The sequence below is a fragment of the Sulfurivermis sp. genome (assembly GCF_059410345.1).
Genome location: NZ_JBLJDO010000007.1, coordinates 35,787 through 59,003, shown reverse-complemented (window position 1 = coordinate 59,003; position 23,217 = coordinate 35,787). Strand labels below are relative to the sequence as shown.

The 23,217-nt window shown below is 63.7% G+C and carries 23 protein-coding genes; 20 read left to right on the top strand and 3 right to left on the bottom strand.

The window, feature by feature from the left end:
• Positions 1-18: 18 nt before the first annotated feature.
• The 7 genes from accA (at position 19) to ispD (ending at position 7,341) form a co-directional block, all read left to right on the top strand.
• Positions 19-978: an acetyl-CoA carboxylase carboxyl transferase subunit alpha gene (gene accA, locus ACMV8A_RS07810; protein WP_495325207.1), complete on the top strand. Its 960-nt coding sequence runs from the start codon at positions 19-21 to the stop codon at positions 976-978.
• 3 nt (positions 979-981) lie between these two features.
• The gene (gene tilS, locus ACMV8A_RS07805) at positions 982-2,364 is read left to right on the top strand and encodes a tRNA lysidine(34) synthetase TilS (RefSeq protein WP_495325206.1); all 1,383 of its coding nucleotides are present in this window, start codon (positions 982-984) and stop codon (positions 2,362-2,364) included.
• A 52-nt stretch (positions 2,365-2,416) separates the two neighbouring features.
• On the top strand, positions 2,417-4,051 hold the full coding sequence (gene pyrG, locus ACMV8A_RS07800; protein WP_495325205.1) for a CTP synthase: 1,635 nt from the start codon (positions 2,417-2,419) through the stop codon (positions 4,049-4,051).
• A complete protein-coding gene (gene kdsA / locus ACMV8A_RS07795; RefSeq protein ID WP_495325204.1) occupies positions 4,051-4,884 on the top strand; it encodes a 3-deoxy-8-phosphooctulonate synthase in 834 nt (277 codons plus the stop codon). The genes pyrG and kdsA overlap by 1 nt, the downstream gene beginning before the upstream one ends.
• Before the next feature lie 103 nt (positions 4,885-4,987).
• Positions 4,988-6,286 (top strand): phosphopyruvate hydratase, encoded by a 1,299-nt coding sequence (gene eno, locus ACMV8A_RS07790; protein WP_495325203.1) that lies wholly within the window; start codon positions 4,988-4,990, stop codon positions 6,284-6,286.
• Between the two features lie 54 nt (positions 6,287-6,340).
• Positions 6,341-6,652, top strand: a complete 312-nt coding sequence (gene ftsB / locus ACMV8A_RS07785) for a cell division protein FtsB (RefSeq protein WP_495325202.1) — start codon at positions 6,341-6,343, stop codon at positions 6,650-6,652.
• Positions 6,649-7,341 (top strand): 2-C-methyl-D-erythritol 4-phosphate cytidylyltransferase, encoded by a 693-nt coding sequence (gene ispD / locus ACMV8A_RS07780; protein ID WP_495325201.1) that lies wholly within the window; start codon positions 6,649-6,651, stop codon positions 7,339-7,341. The genes ftsB and ispD overlap by 4 nt, the downstream gene beginning before the upstream one ends.
• Before the next feature lie 54 nt (positions 7,342-7,395).
• Here ispD and ACMV8A_RS07775 read toward each other — a convergent pair whose 3' ends face one another.
• Positions 7,396-8,712 carry a DEAD/DEAH box helicase gene (locus ACMV8A_RS07775; RefSeq protein ID WP_495325200.1) on the bottom strand — a complete coding sequence of 439 codons (1,317 nt, stop codon included), beginning with the start codon at positions 8,710-8,712 and terminating at the stop codon, positions 7,396-7,398.
• A gap of 221 nt (positions 8,713-8,933) precedes the next feature.
• On the opposite strand from ACMV8A_RS07775, the gene ispF reads away from it, so the two are divergent.
• Together ispF and truD are read left to right on the top strand one after the other, a co-directional pair.
• Complete coding sequence (gene ispF / locus ACMV8A_RS07770; RefSeq protein ID WP_495325199.1) at positions 8,934-9,413, top strand: 2-C-methyl-D-erythritol 2,4-cyclodiphosphate synthase; 480 nt, start codon at positions 8,934-8,936, stop codon at positions 9,411-9,413.
• A 13-nt stretch (positions 9,414-9,426) separates the two neighbouring features.
• The gene (truD, locus tag ACMV8A_RS07765) at positions 9,427-10,479 is read left to right on the top strand and encodes a tRNA pseudouridine(13) synthase TruD (RefSeq protein ID WP_495325198.1); all 1,053 of its coding nucleotides are present in this window, start codon (positions 9,427-9,429) and stop codon (positions 10,477-10,479) included.
• 5 nt (positions 10,480-10,484) lie between these two features.
• On the opposite strand, the gene ACMV8A_RS07760 is transcribed toward truD, so the two are convergent.
• Positions 10,485-11,036 carry a Smr/MutS family protein gene (locus tag ACMV8A_RS07760; RefSeq protein WP_495325197.1) on the bottom strand — a complete coding sequence of 184 codons (552 nt, stop codon included), beginning with the start codon at positions 11,034-11,036 and terminating at the stop codon, positions 10,485-10,487.
• Positions 11,037-11,131: 95 nt separating this feature from the next.
• Here ACMV8A_RS07760 and surE point away from each other — a divergent pair, with 95 nt between their 5' ends.
• The 5 genes from surE to rpoS are packed head-to-tail and all read left to right on the top strand — an operon-like array spanning position 11,132 to position 14,917.
• Positions 11,132-11,884 (top strand): 5'/3'-nucleotidase SurE, encoded by a 753-nt coding sequence (surE, locus tag ACMV8A_RS07755; protein ID WP_495325196.1) that lies wholly within the window; start codon positions 11,132-11,134, stop codon positions 11,882-11,884.
• Positions 11,884-12,543 carry a protein-L-isoaspartate(D-aspartate) O-methyltransferase gene (locus tag ACMV8A_RS07750; RefSeq protein WP_495325195.1) on the top strand — a complete coding sequence of 220 codons (660 nt, stop codon included), beginning with the start codon at positions 11,884-11,886 and terminating at the stop codon, positions 12,541-12,543. Before surE ends, ACMV8A_RS07750 begins: the two co-directional genes overlap by 1 nt.
• A 7-nt stretch (positions 12,544-12,550) precedes the next feature.
• On the top strand, positions 12,551-13,132 hold the full coding sequence (locus tag ACMV8A_RS07745; protein WP_495325194.1) for a YqaA family protein: 582 nt from the start codon (positions 12,551-12,553) through the stop codon (positions 13,130-13,132).
• 43 nt (positions 13,133-13,175) lie between these two features.
• Complete coding sequence (locus tag ACMV8A_RS07740; RefSeq protein ID WP_495325193.1) at positions 13,176-13,910, top strand: peptidoglycan DD-metalloendopeptidase family protein; 735 nt, start codon at positions 13,176-13,178, stop codon at positions 13,908-13,910.
• A gap of 11 nt (positions 13,911-13,921) precedes the next feature.
• The gene (gene rpoS / locus ACMV8A_RS07735) at positions 13,922-14,917 is read left to right on the top strand and encodes an RNA polymerase sigma factor RpoS (RefSeq protein WP_495325192.1); all 996 of its coding nucleotides are present in this window, start codon (positions 13,922-13,924) and stop codon (positions 14,915-14,917) included.
• 31 nt (positions 14,918-14,948) lie between these two features.
• On the opposite strand, the gene ACMV8A_RS07730 is transcribed toward rpoS, so the two are convergent.
• Positions 14,949-15,371 carry an Mth938-like domain-containing protein gene (locus ACMV8A_RS07730; protein WP_495325191.1) on the bottom strand — a complete coding sequence of 141 codons (423 nt, stop codon included), beginning with the start codon at positions 15,369-15,371 and terminating at the stop codon, positions 14,949-14,951.
• Between the two features lie 140 nt (positions 15,372-15,511).
• On the opposite strand from ACMV8A_RS07730, the gene alaC reads away from it, so the two are divergent.
• The 6 genes from alaC (at position 15,512) to recJ (ending at position 23,185) form a co-directional block, all read left to right on the top strand.
• Complete coding sequence (alaC, locus tag ACMV8A_RS07725) at positions 15,512-16,696, top strand: alanine transaminase (protein WP_495325270.1); 1,185 nt, start codon at positions 15,512-15,514, stop codon at positions 16,694-16,696.
• On the top strand, positions 16,693-17,961 hold the full coding sequence (locus ACMV8A_RS07720) for a pyridoxal phosphate-dependent aminotransferase (RefSeq protein WP_495325190.1): 1,269 nt from the start codon (positions 16,693-16,695) through the stop codon (positions 17,959-17,961). Before alaC ends, ACMV8A_RS07720 begins: the two co-directional genes overlap by 4 nt.
• A 32-nt stretch (positions 17,962-17,993) precedes the next feature.
• Positions 17,994-19,304, top strand: a complete 1,311-nt coding sequence (locus ACMV8A_RS07715) for a homoserine dehydrogenase (RefSeq protein ID WP_495325189.1) — start codon at positions 17,994-17,996, stop codon at positions 19,302-19,304.
• A gap of 11 nt (positions 19,305-19,315) precedes the next feature.
• Positions 19,316-20,395 carry a threonine synthase gene (thrC, locus tag ACMV8A_RS07710; protein ID WP_495325188.1) on the top strand — a complete coding sequence of 360 codons (1,080 nt, stop codon included), beginning with the start codon at positions 19,316-19,318 and terminating at the stop codon, positions 20,393-20,395.
• Between the two features lie 67 nt (positions 20,396-20,462).
• Entirely contained in the window at positions 20,463-21,422 is a 960-nt protein-coding gene (locus ACMV8A_RS07705; RefSeq protein WP_495325187.1) for a hypothetical protein, read from the top strand.
• A 14-nt stretch (positions 21,423-21,436) separates the two neighbouring features.
• Positions 21,437-23,185 (top strand): single-stranded-DNA-specific exonuclease RecJ, encoded by a 1,749-nt coding sequence (recJ, locus tag ACMV8A_RS07700; protein ID WP_495325186.1) that lies wholly within the window; start codon positions 21,437-21,439, stop codon positions 23,183-23,185.
• The last annotated feature ends 32 nt before the right edge of the window (positions 23,186-23,217 follow it).

Here is a 23,217-nt window from a genome sequence, read left to right as displayed (position 1 = left end):
TTCAGCACTGAATTCCCCATGAACCTGAACTTCCTGGATTTCGAACAGCCCATCGCCGAACTCGAGGCCAAGATCGAAGAGCTGCGTTTCGTCGGCGACGACAACGAGATCAACATCAGCGACGAGATCGCCCGGCTGCAGAGCAAGAGCCAGAGCCTGACCAAGTCCATCTTCTCCAGTCTGACCTCGTGGCAGATTTCCCAGCTGGCGCGCCATCCGCAGCGTCCCTACACCCTGGATTACATCGAGCGCATCTTCACCGAGTTCGAGGAATTACACGGTGATCGCGCCTTTGCCGACGACCCGGCCATCGTCGGCGGTATCGCCCGTCTCGATGACAAGCCGGTGATGGTGATCGGCCACCAGAAGGGCCATGACACCAAGGAAAAGGTGCGCCGCAATTTCGGCATGCCGCGTCCCGAGGGCTACCGCAAGGCGCTGCGCCTGATGGAGATGGCGGAGAAGTTCAAGCTGCCGGTGCTCACCTTCATCGACACCCCGGGCGCCTATCCCGGCGTCGGTGCCGAGGAGCGGGGCCAGAGCGAGGCCATTGCCCGCAACCTGTATGTCATGGCCCGTCTCAAGACCCCCATCGTCTGCACCGTCATCGGTGAAGGCGGGTCCGGCGGTGCCCTGGCCATCGGTGTGGGCGACCGTGTGCAGATGCTGCAATACAGCACCTATTCCGTCATTTCTCCGGAAGGCTGTGCCTCCATTCTGTGGAAGAGTGCGGAGAAGGCCCCCGATGCCGCCGAAGCGCTGGGCATCACCTCCACTCGCCTGAAGGAACTGGGCCTCATCGACAAGATCATCGACGAGCCCCTGGGTGGCGCCCACCGTGACATCGATGTCGCCGCCGCCAACATCAAGGTTGCCCTGGTGGACAGTCTTGGTGCCTTGTGCAAGGTGTCCCTGCCCAAGCTGCTGGATCAGCGCTACGAGCGCCTGATGAAGTTCGGCAATTTCATGGAAGGCTGAACTGTGAGGCGGAGGGTGGGAACACCTGCTGCCTTCTCTCTTCACCCCGTGGACATTGCCGATCACCTTCGCCGCTTTCTCCAATCCCAGCCCCCTGCGGGGCGCTACCTGGTCGCCTACAGCGGCGGCCTGGACTCCCATGTCCTTCTGCACGCATTGCATCGGCTGGGTATAAACCTAGCCGCCGTGCATGTCCATCACGGGCTGAGTTCCAATGCCGATTTGTGGTCCGAGCACTGTGTCGCCGCCTGTAACACGCTCCAGGTGCCATGCCAGGTGGTGCGCGTGCATGTGAGCGCTGACGGCAGCGGGCGCGAGGCCGCCGCACGCGCCGCCCGTTACGCTGCACTGGAGCAGGCTCTGGGGGAGGGCGAGATGCTGCTTACAGCCCATCATCAGGACGACCAGGCGGAAACACTGCTATTGATGCTGCTGCGCGGCACCGGTGTGGCCGGGTTGGCAGGGATGCCTGCCGCGCGTTTGTTCGGCCGCGGCCTGCTGGCGCGGCCACTGCTCGGGTTGCCGCGCAGCGCACTGCGCCATTACGCCGAACAGCACGATCTGTCCTGGGTGGACGACGAAAGCAATTTCGACACTAGCCTGGACCGCAACTATCTGCGCCATCACGTCCTGCCCCTGCTGCGCGAGCGCTGGCCGGCGGCAAACGGTACCCTGTCCCGTGCTGCCGCCCACCTTGCCGAGGCGGGGGCACTGCTTGCCGAACTGGCCGAGACCGATCTGGCCGGCGCCTGCGGCAGCCGCCCGGCGACCCTGTCCATCACCGCCCTGTGCCGGTTGAATGTGCCGCGCCGACGCAATCTCTTGCGCCACTGGTTGCGCAGTCGGGGGCTGCCGCTGCCCGATACGGCGCATCTGCACCGTATCGAACAGGAGGTGCTGCCGGCCCGGCCTGATGCCGAACCGCGGGTAGACTGGAATGGTGTCGAGGTGCGGCGTTACCGGGATGACCTCTACGCCATACCGCCGTTGTCGCCGGTACCGGAGGTGGAGCTGACATGGGACATGGCGCAGCCGTTGTCGCTGCCCGACGGCCGTGTGCTCACCGTCACCGCGGCGGCGGCCACCGGTCTGGGCGCCGCACGCTGTGCCGACGCCCGCGTCACCGTGCGTTTCCGGGCCGGCGGTGAGCGCTGTGCCCCGGTCGGGCGCGGCCATACCCACGAACTGAAAAAGCTGTTCCAGGAGGCCGGTGTACCGCCATGGGAGAGGGCGCGTGTCCCCCTGCTGTATGTGGATGGCATGCTGGCGCTGGTGGTCGGCTACTGGCTTTGTGAAACATTTGACGCCGGTGACGGCGAAGCGGCACTGGCGGTGACACTCAATGCTGCGGACATTGCAAGCCGCAACGAAAACAACGACAATTGACGCGGCCGCGCGCCTGAACATCCGTTCCCTCCCTTACCATCGAAACTCATTGATGACTAAGTATATTTTTATTACAGGTGGTGTCGTGTCCTCGTTGGGCAAAGGCATCGCCTCCGCCTCGCTTGCGGCCATACTCGAGGCCCGCGGTCTCAAGGTCACTCTGCTCAAGCTGGATCCGTACATCAACGTCGATCCCGGCACCATGAGCCCGTTCCAGCACGGTGAGGTGTTTGTCACCGAAGACGGTGCCGAGACCGACCTGGACCTGGGGCACTACGAGCGCTTCGTCCGCACGACGATGACCAAGCGCAACAACTTCACCACCGGCCGCATCTACGAAAACGTCATCCGCAAGGAACGTCGTGGTGAGTATCTGGGCGGCACGGTGCAGGTGATCCCGCACATCACCGACGAGATCAAGCGCAGCATCAAGGCCGGCGCCGAGGGCTACGACGTGGCGATGGTGGAGATCGGCGGCACCGTGGGCGATATCGAGTCGCTGCCCTTCCTGGAGGCCATTCGCCAGATGGGTGTGGAGCTGGGGCACGACCACGTGCTCTACATCCACCTGACCCTGCTGCCGTACATTCCCACTGCCGGCGAACTGAAAACCAAGCCGACGCAGCACTCGGTGAAGGAGTTGCGTTCCATCGGTATTCAGCCGGACGTGTTGATCTGCCGCGCCGATCGCCCGATCCCGGAAGACGAAAAGCGCAAGATCGCCCTGTTCACCAATGTCGAGGAGCGCGCCGTCATCGCCGCCTTGGACGTGGACAGCATCTACAAGATTCCCGGCCTGCTGCACGAGCAGGAATTGGACAACATCGTGGTCGACAAACTGCGGCTGAATGCCAAGCCGGCTGATCTGTCCGAGTGGAACAATGTGGTCGATGCGCTGCAAAACCCCACGGGTGAGGTATGCATCGCCATGGTGGGCAAGTATGTCGACCTGACCGAGTCCTACAAATCACTGTCCGAATCGCTGATTCATGCCGGCATCAAGACGCGCACCAAGGTGCGTATCGTCTATATCGACTCCGAGGAGATCGAGAAGAAGGGCACCGACTGCCTCAAGGGTATGGATGCGATCCTGGTGCCCGGCGGCTTCGGCGAACGTGGCGTGGAGGGCAAGATTAAGGCGGTGCGCTACGCCCGCGAGAACAAGGTGCCTTACCTGGGCATCTGCCTCGGCATGCAGGTGGCGGTGATCGAGTACGCCCGCGATGTGGCCGGTCTGAAGGATGCCCACAGCACCGAATTCCGTCCCAACACGCCGCATCCGGTGATCGCCCTGATCACCGAGTGGACCGATGCCGCAGGCAAGGTGGAAAAGCGCAGCGCCGATTCCGATCTGGGCGGCACCATGCGCCTGGGCGGCCAACAGTGCCGTTTGGCCGCCGGCAGTCGTGTGCGTGGCCTGTACGGCAAGGACGTCATCGTCGAGCGTCACCGCCATCGCTACGAATTCAATAACGGCTACCGCGAGGCGCTGGAAAAGGCCGGCCTGCAATTCGCCGGGGCTTCCATGGACGGCAGCCTGGTAGAGGTGATCGAGCTGGCGGATCATCCCTGGTTTATCGCCTGCCAATTCCATCCGGAGTTCACCTCGACGCCCCGTGACGGCCATCCGCTGTTCACTGGTTTCGTCAGCGCCGCGCGCGAGCAGCGCGCAAGGACGGCCTCCTGATGAAACTGTGCGGTTTCGAGGCCGGCCTGGAGCACCCGCTGTTCCTCATCGCCGGTCCCTGTGTCATCGAGAGCGAACAGCTGGTGCTGGACATCGCCGGCCGTATGCAGGGGATATGCACCAAACTCGGCATGCCGTACATCTTCAAGGCCTCCTTCGACAAGGCCAACCGTACTTCCAGCGGCAGCTTCCGTGGCCCGGGCCTGGAGGCCGGTCTGCGCATCCTGGAACAGGTGAAGAAGCAGTACGGCCTGCCGGTCCTCACCGACGTGCACGAAGATACCCCGCTCCATGAAGTGGCCGCGGTGGTGGACGTGTTGCAAACCCCGGCCTTTCTCTGCCGCCAGACCAACTTCATCCAGAACGTGGCGCGTCAGGGCAAGCCGGTGAACATCAAGAAGGGCCAGTTCCTCGCGCCGTGGGATATGAAGAACGTGGTGGACAAGGCGCGCGCCGTGGGCAACGAGCAGATCATGGCCTGCGAGCGTGGCGTGTCCTTCGGCTACAATACGCTGATTTCCGACATGCGCGGTCTCGCCATCATGCGCGACACCGGTTGCCCGGTGGTGTTCGATGCCACCCATTCGGTGCAGCAGCCCGGTGGCCTCGGTGGCGCATCCGGTGGCCAGCGCCAGTTCGTGCCGCTACTGGCGCGCGCAGCAGTGGCCAGCGGCATCGCCGGACTGTTCATGGAGACCCATCCCGATCCGGACAAAGGGCTCTCCGATGGCCCCAACATGTGGCCGCTGCATCTGATGGAAGAATTGCTGGAAGGCCTACAGGCCATCGATGCCCAAGTGAAACAGCGCCGCTGGCTGGAGCAAAAGATTTAATCTCGGAGGACATGAAGCGTTCATGCGCCGAGTTCATCATGAGCGTACAGCGCACTCCGCGGTTCAAACCTTTCGATTATTGACTTAGAAGAAGAGAGCACCCATGGCTGAGTTCAAGACACAAATCACTGACATCCGCGCCCGCGAGATTATCGATTCGCGCGGCAATCCCACCGTCGAGGCCGATGTAATCCTGGCTTCCGGCCACATCGGCCGCGCCGCGGTGCCGTCCGGCGCCTCCACCGGTTCGCGCGAGGCCATCGAACTGCGTGACGGCGACAAGAAGCGCTACGGCGGCAAGGGTGTGCTGAAGGCGGTGGCCAACATCCACGGCGAGATCCGCCAGAAGCTGGTGGGCATGGATGCGGTGGAGCAGGCTGCCATCGACCAGGCGATGATCGATCTGGACGGTACCCACAACAAGGCACGCCTCGGCGCCAATGCCATCCTCGCCGTGTCCATGGCCGCTGCCAAGGCCGTGGCCAATGCGCTGGAGCTGCCGCTATACCGCAACCTGGCCACCGCGCTGGAGAACAAGGATCTGCTGCTGCCCACCCCGATGATGAACATCATCAACGGCGGCGCCCACGCCGACAACAGCGTCGACATGCAGGAGTTCATGATCGTCCCCGTCGGCGCGCCCACCATGGCCGATGCCATCCGCTACGGCGCGGAGGTGTTCCACGCGCTGAAGAATGTGTTGCACGACAAGGGGCTCAACACCGCCGTGGGCGACGAGGGCGGTTTCGCCCCCGACCTGCCGTCCAATGAAGCGGCCATCGAGATCATCCTCGAAGCCATCGACAAGGCCGGCTACAAGGCGGGCGAGGACATCATGATCGCCATCGACGCCGCCGCCTCCGAGTTCTACAAGGATGGCAAGTACGAGTTGGTTTCCGAGGGCAAGAGCCTGACCTCTGCCGAGTTCACCGACTATCTGTCGGCCTGGGTGGACAAGTACCCCATCATCTCCATCGAGGACGGCATGGCCGAGCAGGACTGGGAAGGCTGGAAGCTGCATACCGACAAACTGGGCAAGCGCGTGCAGTTGGTGGGCGATGACCTGTTCGTCACCAACACGGCCATCTTCCAGGAAGGCATCGACAAGGGCATCTGCAACTCAATCCTGATCAAGGTGAACCAGATCGGCACCCTGACTGAGACCCTGGCCGCTATCCGCATGGCCCAGATCAACGGTTACACCGCCGTGATCTCCCACCGTTCCGGCGAGACCGAGGACACCACCATTGCCGACCTGGCGGTGGCCACCAGCGTCGGCCAGATCAAGACCGGCTCCATGTCCCGTTCCGATCGTATCGCCAAGTACAACCGTCTGCTGCGTATCGCCGAGTCCCTGGGCAGCAAGGCGCGATACGCCGGGCGCGCCGCGTTCAAGCGGTAATCTCGACCGTCATCGCCCCGGCCGCTGTGCGGCCGGGGCGTTCCGGCCCCCATCATGAAGCGGCTCATTGTCGCCATTCTCGTCATCCTCCTGCTGGTATTGCAGTACCGTCTCTGGTTCAGCGACGGCGGCCTGGTCAAGATGTGGCAGTTGGCCGAGTCGCTGGAACAGCAAAAACAGGAAAACGCCCGCCTGCTGGAGCGCAACCGCGCGCTGGAAGCGGAAGTCATCGACCTCAAACAGGGCCTGCAGGCCATCGAGGAGCGCGCCCGTACCGAGCTTGGTATGGTGAAAAAGGACGAAACCTACTTCCAGGTCATCGACGATCCGAAGATGCCCTCCGGGGCCGAGCAGGCCAAACCATGAGCGTACCGCGTCACTGGGTGATCATCCCTGCTGCCGGCGTCGGTGCCCGCATGAAGGCCGACCGCCCCAAGCAATACCTGCCGCTGCGCGGCAAGACCGTCATCGAACACACCCTGGCCTGTTTCACACACCATCCTGCCATTGCCGGCATCGTGGTGGCGCTGTCGCCGGATGATCCTTATTGGCCTGAGTTGCATGTCCCTGCAGCGGTGCCGCTGCACTGCGCCGCCGGTGGCCAGGAGCGGTGTCACTCGGTGCTCCATGCGCTGCGCCTGCTGGCGCAGTATGCCGACGTCAATGACTGGGTGCTGGTACACGATGCGGCACGGCCGTGTCTCTCTCGCGCCGACATCGATAAACTGTGCGCGGAACTGCGTGATGATGAGGTCGGCGGTATCCTCGCCGTGCCGGTGCGCGACACCATGAAGCGTGCCGACAGGGAAGGGCGCATCAGCGCCACGGAAGATCGCCGTACGCTGTGGCATGCGCTGACGCCGCAGATGTTTCGGGTGGGATTGCTGACGCAGGCGTTGGAGCAGGCCCTGGCCGATGGCTTCGTCGTCACCGACGAGGCCTCGGCGCTGGAGCACGCCGGCTTGAAGCCGAAACTGGTGGAAGGACGCGCCGACAACATCAAGGTGACGCGGCCGGAGGATCTGGCGCTGGCGGAGTTCTTTCTGGGACGCTGAGGATCGTGCCCCCTCCCCGTAATGTGGGGAGGGAGCAGAAGCGCGAAACACCACTTACTGGTGCCGCCCGCCCGAACGATGCTGCGGTTGCTTGTTGCCACCCTGGCCAGCGCTGCGCCCGGCCGGCTTTTGCGCCGGACGGTTGCCACCGGGACGCTGGCCGCCGCGACCACCGCCACCGGGGCGTGGACCGCGACCATTCTGGATCGGCTCCGGCTTGGCGTTCAGATCAGGTTCGAAACCGGCGACGATCTCCTTGGGCAGTTCGCGCTTGATCAGCTTCTCGATACCCTTGAGCAGCTGATGCTCATCCACGCACACCAGCGATACCGCTTCACCCTCGGCACCGGCACGGCCGGTGCGGCCGATGCGGTGCACGTAGTCTTCTGCCACATTGGGAAGCTCGAAGTTGACCACGTGGGGCAGTTCGCTGATGTCGATGCCGCGGGCGGCGATATCAGTGGCGACCAGCACTTGCAAGTCACCCTTCTTGAATTCGCTCAGCGCATGGGTACGCGCCGACTGGCTCTTGTTGCCGTGGATGGCGAGGGCTGGGATGCCGCCCTTGCTCAGTTGCTCGGCCAGGCGGTTGGCGCCGTGCTTGGTGCGGGTAAATACCAATACCTGGTGCCAGTTGTGCTCGCTGATCAGGTGCGCCAGCAGGTCGCGTTTCTTCTCGCGATCTACCAGGTACACCTTCTGCGCCACGGTGTCGGCGGTGGCGTTGCGGCGTGCCACCTCGATCAGCGCCGGCTTGTCGAGCAGACCGTCGGCCAGGGCCTTGATCTCGTCGGAAAAGGTGGCGGAGAACAGCAGGTTCTGGCGTTGTTTCGGCAGCAGGGCGAGGATGCGCTTGATGTCACGGATGAAACCCATATCCAGCATGCGGTCGGCTTCGTCCAGCACCAGGATTTCCACGTGCGACAGATCGACGGTGCGCTGCTGCACGTGGTCGAGCAGACGGCCGGGCGTGGCCACCAGGATGTCGACGCGCTTCTTCAGTTTGTCGATTTGCGGGTTGATGCCGACGCCGCCGAACATCACCATCGAGGTGAGCTTCTGGTATTTGCCGTAGTGGCGCACGCTTTCCTCCACCTGGGCCGCCAGTTCGCGGGTAGGGGTGAGGATCAAGGCGCGCACCGGCGGGAAGCCGCGTGGCTGACTCTTGGGCGGGGTGTCGGTGAGGCGCTGCAGGATGGGTAGCACGAAACCGGCGGTCTTGCCGGTGCCGGTCTGGGCACCGGCCAGCAGGTCGCCGCCGGACAGCACGGCGGGGATCGCCTGCTTCTGAATCGGTGTGGGCTCGCTATAGCCGCGCTCGGTGACGGCACGGACAATGGTTTCGGACAGGCCGAGGGTGGTAAAGGACATTGCAACTCCAGCGGTAAACATCGGCCTGTCGCCGCCGGGAAAGGGGGCGCCAGTCATAGGCGGACGGATTAGGGTAAGCCAGGAAGGCAGCGGTGCGTAGACTGGGATAAAGCACCGCAGGCGCGCAGTCTACCAGATAATGTCGACCCGCACGGCTTAATTTTCGGCTGTTGGTATTGCGCGCTACAATGCGCTGTCCTGTCTGCAGCGAGCGCCTCACCATGACCCTACGTATCGGCCACGGCTACGATGTCCATGCCTTCATCACGGGCGATCACCTCGTGCTCGGCGGCGTCCGCATCCCCCACGGCAAGGCCTTCAAGGCCCACTCCGACGGCGATGTGCTGATCCATGCCCTGTGCGATGCGCTGCTCGGCGCGGCGGCGCTGGGCGATATCGGCCGCCACTTTCCGGACAGCGACACGCAATACAAAGGCATCGACAGCCGCAAACTGCTGCGTCATGTGGTGGCGCTGTTGCGTCAGCACGGCTGGCGCGTGGGTAACGTCGACGGCACCCTCATCGCCCAGGCACCGAAGATGGCGCCGCACATCGACGCCATGCGCGCCCACCTGGCGCAGGACCTGGAAGTCGCCATCGACCAGGTCAATGTCAAGGCCACTACCACCGAGCACCTCGGCTTTGCCGGGCGCGAGGAGGGTATCGCCGCCCATGCGGTGGTGCTGCTGGAATCTTTGTAATGACCTCATCACGATGACTGTCGCCAGCATTCCACACACGGCTGCTCTGCCGCACTGGGCCTATGCCTATGGCGGGCCGGCGGTGCGCGGCGTGCTGCGCAGCGTGCTGGAAGACTTTGTGGTGGAGGAGGATCTCGGTTACGCGCCGGATGGTCGCGGCGACCATGTGCTGCTTCGGGTGCGCAAGCGCGAGACCAATACCGAGTGGCTGGCGCGCGAACTGGCATCATTCGCCGGCATCAAGCCGGCGGACGTGGGTTTTGCCGGCCTCAAGGATCGCCACGCGGTGACTACGCAGTGGTTCAGCCTGCACTTACCCGGCAGTGAGCCCGCGTGGGACCGCTTCGAGTGCGCAGGCGCGCAGATATTGGAGACACAACGCCATCGGCACAAGCTGCAACGTGGTGAACTGCGCGGCAACCGCTTCAATCTGGTGGTGCGGCAACTGGAAGGGGATATCGCCGCGTTGAGTGACCGGCTGCTCCAGGTAAACGCGCAAGGTGTGCCGAACTATTTTGGCGCACAGCGTTTCGGCATCGACGGCGGCAACCTGGTCCAGGCCGAGGCCCTGCTCCGCGGGCAACGCCAGGAGCCGGATCGGCACAAGCGCGGACTGTATATCTCGGCGGCGCGTTCGCTGCTGTTCAATACCGTGCTGTCGGCGCGGGTGGCGGCAGGCAACTGGCAGACGCCGCTGGCAGGGGAGGTGGTGCAGGTGGGGGCTACGCAAAGCCTGGTCACCTGCGAGGCGCTCAGCGCGGCGATCGTCGAGCGGATCGCCCGTGGCGAACTGCATCTCACCGGGCCCCTGTGGGGCCGCGGCCAGCCGCTCAGCAGCGGCGCCGTGCTGGCCCTGGAGAAGGCGGCGCTGGCCGACTATGCCGACTGGTGCCGCGGTCTGGAGCAGGTGGGATTGCAGCAGGAAAGGCGGGCGCTATGTCTGCGGGTACAGAGTCTGGATTGGTCACTGGATACAACGGCCGCGACGCTGACGCTGTCGTTCTACCTGCCGGCTGGGGCCTATGCCACTACCGTGTTGCGCGAGGTGGTTCACTGCGCCGAATGAGCGCGTTACATGTCGGCCCGCTTGAGCAGCACATATACCGCCCCGGTGCCGCCGTCCATCGGCCGCGCTGAACAGAAGGCCAGCACCTCGTCGCGCTGTTGCAGCCAGTGATTGACCTTGCCCTTCAGCACCGGGCGGCGTTGCAAGGAACCGTTGCCCTTGCCGTGAATGACGCGTACGCAGCGGATGTCGCGCTGACGCGCAGCGATGAGAAAGGCGGCCAGTTGCTCGCGCGCCGCGGCGGCTGTGAGGCCGTGCAGGTCCAGCTCGGCACCAATGGCGTACTGGCCGCGGCGCAGCTTGCGTAGCACGTTGTGCTGCAAGCCGGTGCGGGCGAACAGCAGCTCTTCGCCAGTCTCCAGCAGTTCGGGGTATTCCGGATCGGACAGCATGTCCTGCAATACCTGGCGTTCGTCCTCCTGCCGCTTCTGCGGCAGCGGCGGGGGCGGTGGCGGGACCAGCGGCAGGCGATCGGACTGCAGTGGGCGCACGTCGGCCACGGCAGAGCGGAACAGCTCGCTTTCCTCGGGGTTCAGTGGTGCGGGTTTTTTGCGCATGATACCGGCAAGTCTACCAGACGGACCTGCCGCCCCAGCACCGGCTTGGGGTATAGTAGGCGGGCCCGATTCGACCGGTCTCCCAGTACACCACAATGAAGATACTCATCAGCAATGACGACGGTTACCAGGCCCCGGGTATCCGCTGTCTGGCCGAGCACCTGCGCACCATTGCCGACGTCACCGTCGTTGCGCCCGAACGCGACCGCAGCGGGGCCAGTAACTCCCTTACCCTGGAAAACCCCATTCGTGCCGTGGTCATGGACGATGGTGTGATCCGTGTCGACGGCACGCCCACCGACTGCGTCCATCTGGCCATCACCGGCCTGCTCGAAGAGGAGCCGGACATGGTGGTGTCGGGTATCAATGCCGGCTCCAACATGGGTGACGACGTGATCTATTCCGGCACGGTGGCCGCAGCGATGGAGGGACGTTTCCTCGGCCTGCCGGCCATCGCCATCTCCATGGCCAGCCACAAGCCACAGCACTTTGCCACCGCCGGCCGCGTGGCCGTGTGCCTGGTACGCCAGTTGCTGGCCAATCCGCTGCCCAAGGACACCATCCTCAATGTCAATGTTCCCGACGTGCCGTGGGAAGAACTGCACGGTCTCGAGGCCACCCGTCTGGGCCAGCGCCACAAGTCCGAGGCGGTGATACGGGCGCAGGACCCGCGCGGCCGCCCGATCTACTGGGTCGGTCCGGCCGGTGCCGAGCAGGACGCCGGGCCTGGTACCGACTTCCATGCGGTGCGCAACAAGCGCGTGTCGGTAACCCCCATCCAGGTGGATCTCACCCGCCACAACGCCATCGACAACGTGGCTGACTGGCTGCGGAGCTGCCCACTGTGATGCGTGAGACCACCGGCATCGGCATGACCTCGCAGCGCACCCGCGAGCGCATGGTGACGCGGCTGATGGAACAGGGGATACGCGACCTGCGCGTATTGGAGGTGATGCGTACCCTGCCACGCCATCTGTTCGTCGATGAGGCCTTGGCCACACGGGCCTACGAGGACACCGCCCTGCCCATCGGTAGCGGCCAGACCATCTCCCAACCCTATGCGGTGGCGCGCATGACCGAGGCTCTGCTCAATGGCGGCCGGCCGGGCAAGGTGCTGGAGATAGGTACCGGCTGCGGCTATCAGAGTGCGGTACTGGCGGCGCTGGCCGGTGAAGTCTTCAGCGTGGAGCGCATCGGCGACCTGGTGCGGCGCACGCGGGAACGCCTCCAACGCCTGCAGATCCGCAATGTACGCATCCGCCACGGCGACGGTTATGCCGGCTGGGCCGAGCACGGCCCTTACGACGGCATCCTGGTGGCCGCGGCGCCGACCCAGGTGCCGGCAGCGCTGCTGGAACAGCTGGCCGAAGGCGGCCGCCTGATCGTGCCGGTGGGCAACCGCGGCAGTCAGCAACTGCTGCTGGTCAGCCGCAACAACGGCGAATTGAAACAGGAAGTTCTGGAAATGGTCTCGTTTGTGCCGATGGTGCCCGGAGCCAGTCAATGAGGTTGCGATGAAGCTGTTTTCCGCCCTGTATACGCGCGTGATGCGCTGGTCCGCCCATCCGCGCGCCGATCGCTATCTCGCCACGCTCAGTTTCGCCGAATCATCCTTTTTCCCCATTCCGCCCGACGTGATGCTGGCGCCCATGGCGCTGGCGCGGCGCGACCGTGCCTGGTATTACGCCCTGCTCACCACCCTGGCCTCGGTGGCCGGTGGCGCGGCGGGCTATCTCATCGGCTATTTCGCCTTCGAGCTGGTGGAGCCGCTGATCCGCGAGGCGGGTTATTGGGAGCGTTACGAGCGTGCCCGCATATGGTTCGATGAATGGGGCTTCTGGGCCATCTTCCTGGCCGGATTCTCGCCCATCCCGTACAAGCTGTTCACCATCTCCGCCGGCGTCATCGCCATGAACTTCCCCCTGTTCGTGCTGGCCTCGTTCATCGGTCGCGGCGCGCGTTTCTTCCTGGTGGCGGGCCTGATGGTCTGGGGCGGGGAACCCATGGAACGCAATCTGCGTCTGTATATCGATCGCATTGGCTGGGTCGTGATCCTGGCCGCCCTGGTTGGATACGTTATCGTTGCCAATGGTTAGTCTCCGGTTTCAAAACACAGCCCTTGTCGTGCTGGCGGCACTCATGCTGCTGGCGGGCTGTGGTGAGTTGGGACCGCCGCCGAAAAAGAATTATGCCGCGTACCATACGGTGCGCCCGGGTGACACGCTTTACTCCATTGCCTGGCGCTATGGCTATGACTATCGCGAAGTCGCCGCCTGGAACCGGATCGGTCCGCCCTACAGCATCTATCCTGGCCAGCGCCTGCTGGTGGTGCCTACCTCCAGCGGTGCCGCGGTCGAGGATCGCTCCATTGCCACTGCGCCGGCCAGGCCCGCCCCTCCGGCACCGGCCACGCCCACGCCTCCCGCCAGGCCGGCCCCCCCCGCAAAACCCACATCCTCCATACCGATTGAAAAACCAGCGCCGCGCCCGCATCAGACTCCTATACGCTGGCAATGGCCGACGGCCGGAAATGTGAAACGCGGCTTCAATAACACCGCCAGTAAAAAGGGTATAAATATTGCGGGTCGATTGGGACAACCGGTGTATGCCGCCTCCGGTGGTGATGTGGTATACAGTGGTAGCGGTTTGGTGGGTTATGGCAATCTGGTCATCATCAAACACGACGATGTTTTCCTCAGCGCCTATGGTCACAACCGCAGGCTGCTGGTGAAGGAAGGAGAAAAAGTCAAACCCGGGCAAATGATTGCCGAGATGGGGGAGACCGCAAAGGACGGCGCGCTGCTGCACTTCGAAATTCGCCAGGAAGGCAAACCGGTAGATCCGATCAGGTACCTGCCGAAACAGAATCGATGAAGGACGAGGGTATGGGCAAGCACAATACCAATACGGATAGCGAAGAGGAGTTTGGCCTGGAGCAGGAAAGCGAGGCACTGCTCGAGACCGAAGAGGGCGAAGAGTTTGTCGCGGCAGAGGAAGATGTGGTTGCCGAAGACAATCCGCTCGACGAATACACCCCCATGGCTGTGCCTGAACTGGAGCTGGACGCCACCCGGCTCTATCTGGGCGAAATAGGCTTCTCGCCCCTGCTGACCGCCGAAGAAGAGGTGTATTACGCGCGGCTGGCGCAAAAGGGTGTAGAGGCCGGCCGCAAACGCATGATTGAAAGCAATCTGCGCCTGGTGGTGAAGATTGCGCGCCGTTACCTGCACCGTGGCCTGCCCCTGCTCGACCTGATTGAGGAAGGCAACCTCGGCCTGATCCGCGCCGTGGAGAAATTCGACCCCGAACGCGGCTTCCGTTTTTCCACCTATGCCACCTGGTGGATCCGCCAGACCATCGAGCGGGCCATCATGAACCAGACCCGTACCATCCGCCTGCCCATCCACGTCGTTAAGGAGATCAACGTCTACCTGCGTGCGGCACGCCATCTCACCCAGACCCTGGACCACGAACCCAGCCCGGAAGAGATCGCCGAGATGCTGGACAAGCCGGTGGATGAGGTGAAACGCATGCTGGGCCTGAACGAACGCGTCACCTCCGTCGACGTGCCGGTGGGGCGCGATGCAGACCGCTCCCTGCTCGACTCCATTCCGGATGAGAACAATCTCGACCCGGTGGAGTTGTTGCAGGACGACGATATGCGCGCCAAGATCGAGCAGTGGCTGGACGAGTTGACCGACAAGCAGCGTGAAGTGGTCGAACGGCGTTTCGGCCTCAACGGCCACGACGTTACCACCCTGGAAGACGTAGGCCAGCAGATCGGCGTCACCCGGGAACGGGTGCGGCAGATCCAGATCGAGGCCCTGAAGCGACTGCGCAAGATCATGGAGGCGCAGGGGTTTTCGTCGGATACCATTTGACGGGCCGCGGCGCTGCCCCCAAACCAGCCCCTCAGCGAGCACCGCCCTCCAGCAGGATCGCCGCGACCACCTGCCGTCCTTCCGCCACCAGCACGTTGAAGGTGCGGCAGGCCGCCCCCGAATCCATCACCTCGACACCAATGCCGCGCCCGCTTAAGGGGGCGAGCAGGGCGGGCGGGGGATAACGGAAGGTCGTCCCGGTCCCCAGCAGCACCACCTCCGGGTCCAGTTCCAGCAGACGCTCGAAGTGTTCTGCCTCCAGTTCCGCATAGACCTGGGGCGCCCAGTCGCGCAGCAGCCGTTGCGGGGCGATGGCAAAGCTGAGCGTGAGCACCTCGCTGCGGGGCTTGGCGCTGTCGCCGGAGGACTCCCCGGGGCCAATGACGGTGACCGTGCCGGCAGCGTAGGCGCGGATGGCATAGCCGCCGCCGAAGGTGTCCTGCGTGAACTTCATGAGCAAAAATCCTGAGCAATGACGCGCAATTAGTACACCGTACCGCGTGTTGACAGCGGAAAACCGGGCCAGTAATGTTAGCAGCTTTATCCGGCCCGGGGTTTCCCCGGCGTCAACCTGTGCGCGGAACCACGGCTTTGATAGAAGACTTCCAAAGAATCAAGCGTTTACCGCCTTACGTCTTCGCCATAGTCACTGATCTGAAGCAGAAGGCCCGCGCACGCGGCGAGGATATCATCGACTTCGGTATGGGCAACCCCGATCAGCCGACGCCGCAGCACATCGTCGACAAGCTGGTGGAGGCGGCCCAGCGCGGCGACACCCACCGTTACTCCGTCTCCAAGGGCATCCCGCGCCTGCGCAAGGCCATCTGCACCTGGTACAAGAACCGCTTCGCCGTCGAGCTGGACCCGGACAGCGAGGCCATCGTTACCATCGGCTCCAAAGAAGGCCTGGCTCACCTGGCCCTGGCCACCGTCGGTCCCGGCGATGCGGTGCTGGTGCCCAACCCGGCCTATCCGATCCATCCCTACGGTTTCGTCATTGCCGGTGCCGACATCCGCCATGTGCCCCTGCACGAGGGCGTCGATTTCTTCGCCGAGCTGGAAAAGGCCATCAAGACCTCCTGGCCCAAGCCGAAATTCCTGGTGCTGAACTTCCCTGGCAATCCCACTACCCAGTGCGTGGAGCTGGAATTTTTCGAGAAGGTGGTGGCCATCTGCCGCGAGCATCATATCTGGATCATCCATGACCTCGCCTATGCCGACATCGCCTTCGACGGCTATGTGGCGCCGTCGATCATGCAGGTACCCGGCGCCAAGGACGTGGCGGTAGAATTCTTTACCCTGTCCAAGAGCTACAACATGCCGGGCTGGCGCGTTGGCTTCATGGTCGGCAACAAGGCTCTGGTGGGGGCGCTGGGACGGATCAAGTCGTACCTGGACTATGGCACCTTCACGCCGATCCAGGTGGCTGCTATCGCCGCGCTGGAAGGACCGCAGGACTGCGTGCGCGAGATCAGCGATATGTATCAGAAACGCCGCGACGTGTTGTGCGAGGGGCTCAACAGCATCGGCTGGCAGGTCACGCCGCCCCGGGCCACCATGTTCGTGTGGGCGCAGATCCCGCAGGCCTACCGTCACCTCGGCTCGCTGGAGTTTTCCAAGCGCCTGTTGGAAGAGGCCAAGGTCGCCGTATCGCCCGGCATTGGTTTCGGCGATTATGGCGACGACCATGTGCGCTTCGGCCTGATCGAAAACGAGCATCGCACCCGCCAGGCCGTGCGCGGTATCCGCGAAATGTTTCGCAAGGACGGTTTACATTGAAACTCATCAAACCTACATCGAGCGCCACCGTGCCCCTGTTACGTCCGGTACATAAATCCTCCAAGTTGGCCAATGTCTGTTACGACATCCGTGGTCCGGTGATGGCGCGCTCGCGCCAGATGGAGGAAGAAGGCCATCGCATCATCAAGCTGAACATCGGTAATCCCGCCGCCTTCGGCTTCGAGGCGCCCGAGGAGATCATCCAGGACGTCATCTACAACCTACCGGCCGCCTCCGGTTACTCCGAGTCCAAGGGCCTGTTCTCCGCGCGCAAGGCGATCATGCACTACACGCAGGAGAAGAGGATCGCCAATGTACAGCTGGAGGACATCTACATCGGTAACGGTGTGTCCGAGCTGATCGTGATGGCGATGCAGGCGCTGCTCAACAATGGCGACGAGGTGCTGGTGCCGGCGCCGGACTATCCGCTATGGACCGCAGCGGTGTCGCTGGGTGGCGGCATCGCGCGCCACTACATTTGCGACGAACAGTCCGGCTGGCTGCCCGACCCGGCGGATATCCGCGCCAAGATTACCCCCAATACCCGCGCCATCGTCATCATCAATCCGAACAATCCGACCGGTGCGCTGTATCCGGTGGAGCTGTTGCAGGAACTGGTGGAGATCGCGCGCCAGCATCAGCTCATCGTCTATGCGGACGAGATTTACGACAAGGTGCTGTACGACGGCGCGATGCACACCTCCATCGCCTCACTGGCGGACGATGTGTTTTTCGTCACCTTCAACGGCCTGTCGAAGAACTACCGCGCCGCCGGTTATCGCGCGGGCTGGTTGGTGGTGTCCGGTGACAAGCGCCATGCCGGCGACTACATCGAAGGTCTGACCATGCTGGCCTCCATGCGTCTGTGTTCCAACGTGCCGGCGCAACACGCCATCCAGACCGCGCTGGGTGGCTACCAGAGCATCAATGACTTGGTGGCGCCGGGCGGCCGCCTGTATCGCCAGCGCCAGTACACCTGGGAGGCGCTCAACGCCATTCCCGGTGTGTCCTGCGTCAAGCCGCAGGGGGCCATGTATGCCTTCCCGCGTCTGGACCCGAAGATGTATCCGATCCGTGACGACCGCCAATTCATTCTCGAACTGCTGGAGGATGAAAAGGTGCTGGTGGTGCAGGGCACCGGTTTCAACTGGCCGGCACCGGACCACCTGCGTCTGGTGTTCCTGCCCGGCATGGACGAAATGACCGAGGCCATGGCGCGCATTGCGCGCTTCCTGGAACACTACCGCAAACGTTACGGCAGTTAACCCTTCAAATCACTAGCAGGACTTCAGGAATCATGAAACCCGTCAAGGTAGGACTGTTGGGACTGGGCACCGTCGGTGGCGGCACCGTCAACGTGCTCAAACGCAACGGCGAAGAAATCGCCCGTCGTGCCGGTCGTGGCATCGTCATCACCCACGCCGCTGCACGTGACATCAACAAGGCGCGCATCTGCGACACCACCGGCATCACCCTCACCACAAACCCGCGTGAGGTGGTGGACAATCCCGATATCGATGTCATCGTCGAACTCATCGGCGGCGACGGCCTGGCCAAGGAGATGGTGGTGCGCGCCATTGAGAACGGCAAGCATGTGGTCACCGCCAACAAGGCACTCATCGCCCGTCACGGTAATCAGATCTTCGCCCAGGCGCAGAAGAAGGGGGTGATGGTGGCCTTCGAGGCCGCCGTCGCCGGCGGCATCCCCATCATCAAGGCCATCCGCGAGGGCCTTGCCGCCAACCGCATCGAATGGCTGGCCGGTATCATCAACGGCACCGGCAATTTCATCCTCACCGAGATGCGCGACAAGGGCCGCGACTTTGCCGACGTACTGGCCGAGGCGCAGAAACTGGGTTATGCCGAGGCCGATCCCACCTATGACGTGGAGGGCATCGATGCGGCGCACAAGCTGACCATCCTTGCCGCCATCGCCTTCGGCATTCCGCTGCAATTCGACAAGGTATACACCGAGGGCATCACCCGCATCACACGCGAGGACGTGGCCTATGCCGAACAGCTCGGCTACCGTATCAAGCATCTCGGCGTGGCCCGCCGCACCGAGGCCGGCATCGAGCTGCGCGTACACCCGACCCTGATCCCGGCGCGCCGTCTCATCGCCAATGTCGATGGCGTGATGAATTCGGTACTGGTGAAGGGCGATGCGGTCGGTCCGACCCTGTACTACGGCGCCGGCGCCGGCGCCGAACCGACCGCCTCTGCGGTGGTCGCCGATCTGGTGGACGTGGTACGCACCCTCACTTCCGATCCCAATAACCGCGTACCGCATCTGGCCTTCCAGCCCGATGCCCTGCATGACATTCCCATTCTGCCCATGGACCAGGTGGAGACCGCCTACTACCTGCGTCTGCAGGCACAGGATAAACCCGGCGTGCTGGCCGACGTCACCCGCATCCTGGGCGACCTCGCCATCAGCATCGAGGCAGTGATCCAGAAAGAGCCGTCCGAAGAGGACAGCACCGTGCCGGTGATCCTGCTCACCCGCTGCGTGCGTGAAGAGAAGATGAATCAGGCCATTACGCGCATCGAGGCATTGCAGGCCATCACTGCCCCGGTGATGCGCATGCGTATGGAAAGTTTGAAATAACCGAGGTCACCATGACATTCCGCAACCGCTATACCGGTCTCATCGACCGCTACCGTGACCGCCTGCCGGTCCATGACGACACCCGCATCATCAGCCTGGGCGAGGGCAACACGCCACTGATCCGCCTGCACAACATTCCCCGGCTGATCGGCAAGAATGTCGACATCTACGTCAAGTACGAAGGTCTCAATCCGACCGGTTCCTTCAAGGACCGCGGCATGACCATGGCGGTGACCAAGGCAGTGGAAGAGGGCTCCAAGGCCATCATCTGCGCCTCCACCGGCAACACCTCCGCAGCTGCCGCCGCCTATGCGGCGCGCGCCGGCATCACCTGCTTCGTGCTGATTCCGGAAGGCAAGATCGCCCTGGGCAAGCTGGCCCAGGCGATGATCCACGGCGCCGTGGTGATCCAGATCAAGGGCAACTTCGATGCCGGCATGCAGCTGGTGAAGGAAGTGGCCGACGAGGCGCCGGTTACCATCGTCAATTCCATCAATCCCTATCGTCTGCAGGGCCAGAAGACCGCCGCCTTCGAGATCGTCGAAGAGCTGGGCACCGCGCCCGACTTCCACTGCATCCCGGTGGGTAACGCCGGCAACATCACCGCGCATTGGATGGGGTACACCGAGTACCGTGACCACGGCATCGTCAACAATGTGCCGCGCATGGTGGGTTACCAGGCCGCCGGCGCCGCGCCCTTCATGCGCGGCCACATGGTGGACAATCCTGAGACCGTCGCCACCGCCATCCGCATCGGCCATCCGCAGAGCTGGGACAAGGCCTGGCAGGTGCAGAAGGACTCCAAGGGTTGGTTCGATGAATGCACCGACGAGGAAATCCTCGCCACGCAGAAACTGCTGGCTGAGAAGGAGGGTGTGTTCTGCGAACCGGCCTCCGCCACCTCCCTGGCCGGCGCCCTGCGCGACATCAAGATCGGCAAGATCCCCGAGGGCAGCAAGGTGGTGTGCACCCTCACCGGCCACGGTTTGAAGGATCCCGACACCGCCATCAAGCAGAGCACCTCGCCCATGCTCACCGTCGAGGCCAAGCTCGCTGCTGTGAAGAAGGCGATCCTCGACAATATGGCGTAACGGCAGATACAAGAGGAAGGCTGCAAGTGATGGATTTTTATTTCACTTGCGGCTTTCCTCTGCCGCCATGAGTCATTCCCTCACGCTGTTACTCCCCCACGAACCGTCTTCTGCGCAGCAACGACTGCCGGCGCTGGAAGCCCTGCTGGCGCGCGGTGAGCGTCGCTGCGATCAGCCTGCCGACTGGCGGCAGCGTCTGCTGCAACTCTGTGGTGTGACATCAACGGCACAACAGGATTTGCCATTGGGGCCGCTGTGTGCTTTGGGCGACGGTGTGGCTTCCCACGACGGTTATTGGCTGTGTGCCGAACCGGTGCACCTGGTTGCCGATCAGGACAAGGTGTACCTCGCTGCCCGTGCCGATACCCTGATGGTAACGGCGGAAGAGGCCGCCGCTTTGGCGGCAGAGTTCAATGCCCTGTACCGTAATGATGGGTGGCAACTGCATGTGCCTGCACCGACGCGCTGGTATCTGCGCCTGCCGCAGCCCTGGCAGCTGCGTGCAGCATCGCCGCAGGACGCCCTGGGGTGCGATATACACCCCCTGCTGCCGCAGGGAACGGATGGCTTGCGCCTGGTGGCGGCACTCAACGAAACCCAGATGCTGTTTCATGGCAGCGTGGTAAATGCGCAGCGTAGCCGTGCCGGCCTGCCCGCCATCAACAGCCTGTGGTTGTGGGGCGGGGCGGTCATGCCGGCGGTCACGGTTCCATGGCAACGCATGCAGGGCGATGATTGCCTGCTGCGCGGGTTGGCCGCATATGCCGGTATACCCTGTGTGGCGTCGGAGGATGCGGCGAGCTGGCTGCGCGGCGAGGACAGCGGTGTCGTGTTGTTCGACACGCGCCGGGATGACCTGGCGCAACTGGAGGCATCCTGGTTCGCGCCGCTGCTGGAAGCACTGCGTCGCGGCCAGCTGCAACAACTCGACCTCCAGTTGACACAGACGCAATACAACTTCCAATTACAGCCACGCACGGTACGGCGTTGGTGGCGCCGACGGCGGCCAGTGGCGGCCTTTGCCTGACAGCAGTCGCACCGATGACCAACAAACAACGCCCCATCGTCCGTCGTGCGGTACCGGAGCAGTATCACGCACTGGCGCAGGCGCTGCCCCCGCTGGCGGCGCGTATCTGCGCCAGCCGCGGCATTGCGCATCCCGATGAGCTGGAGCACACGCTCGATCGTCTGCCGCCGTTCACACGGCTGCGTGGCATCGAGGCCGCAACCGATTTGCTGGCGCATGCCCTGGTGCAAAATCAGCACATCCTGGTCGTGGGCGACTTCGATGCCGATGGCGCCACCAGCACCGCGCTGGCCTTGCGCGCCCTGCGCATGTTGGGGGCGCAACAGGTGGATTTCCTGGTCCCCAACCGTTTTGAGTACGGCTACGGCCTGACCCCGGAGATCGTCGCCGTCGCCGCCGAACGCGCACCGGATCTGATCGTCACCGTGGACAACGGCATCTCCAGTCTGGACGGGGTGGCCGCCGCACGGGGACGCGGCATCAAGGTACTGGTCACCGACCACCACCTGCCGGCAGCGGAACTGCCCGCCGCCGACGCCATCGTCAATCCCAACCAGCCGGGCGATACCTTTCCCTCCAAGGTGCTGGCCGGCGTCGGCGTCATCTTCTACGTCATGCTGGCACTGCGCAACCGTCTGCGCCAGGACAACTGGTTTGCGCGCCGCGGCATCGCGGAACCCAATCTGGCCCAGCTGCTGGATCTGGTGGCGCTGGGCACGGTGGCCGATGTGGTGCCGCTGGATCAGGTCAACCGCATCCTGGTGGCGCAGGGGCTGGCGCGCATGCGATCCGGCAATATCTCGCCTGGCCTGCTCGCCCTGCTGGAAGTGGCCGGCCGTCAGGCGGCACGGCTGGTCGCGGCCGACCTGGGCTTTGCCATCGGGCCGCGTCTCAACGCCGCTGGCCGTATGGACGACATGAGCCTCGGCATCCGCTGCCTGTTGAGCGACTCGCTGCACACGGCACGACCCCTGGCGCAGACTCTGGACCAGCTCAATCAGGAACGGCGTGGCGTGGAGGACGAAATGAAGGAGCAGGCGTTGGCCGAGTTGCGCCGCATGCACCTGGAAGACAGCGCCGCGCTGCCGGTGGGCCTGTGCCTGTACGACCCGGCCTGGCACCAGGGTGTCATCGGCATCCTCGCCTCGCGTATCAAGGACCGTCTGCACCGCCCGGTGATCGTGTTTACGGACAGCGGTGATGAGGAAATCAAAGGCTCCGCCCGCTCGGTGCCGGGGCTGCATATCCGCGATGCCTTGGATGCAGTCGCCGCCCGCCATCCCGGCCTGCTGGTCAAATTCGGCGGCCATGCCATGGCCGCTGGCCTGACGCTGCGGCGCGAGGCGCTGGACACCTTCCGCCGTGCCTTCGACGATGAGGTGCAGCGCCAGCTCGGTCCACAGCCGCCGGCTTATGAACTCCTCAGCGACGGCGAGCTCTCGCCCGGTGAGGCCGAGCTGGAGCTGGCCGAGGCGCTGCGCTTTCTCAGCCCCTGGGGGCAAGGTTTCCCCGAACCCCTGTTTGACGGCGTGTTCGACATCGTTTCGCAGCGCGTGGTGGGGGAGAAGCATGTGAAACTGGTGTTGCGCTGGGCCAACCAAGCCGCCTCGGTGGACGCCATCGCTTTCCACGCCGATCTGGCGCGGTGGCAGGGGGTTACCGGTCAGGTCCGGCTGGCCTATCGCCTGGACGTCAATGAGTTTCGTGAGCGGAAGACCGTGCAGCTTATCGTGGAATATATGGAACCTGTTGTCGGACTGTGATTTAGGCGGCGGGAGGCCGAACACGGCCGCTA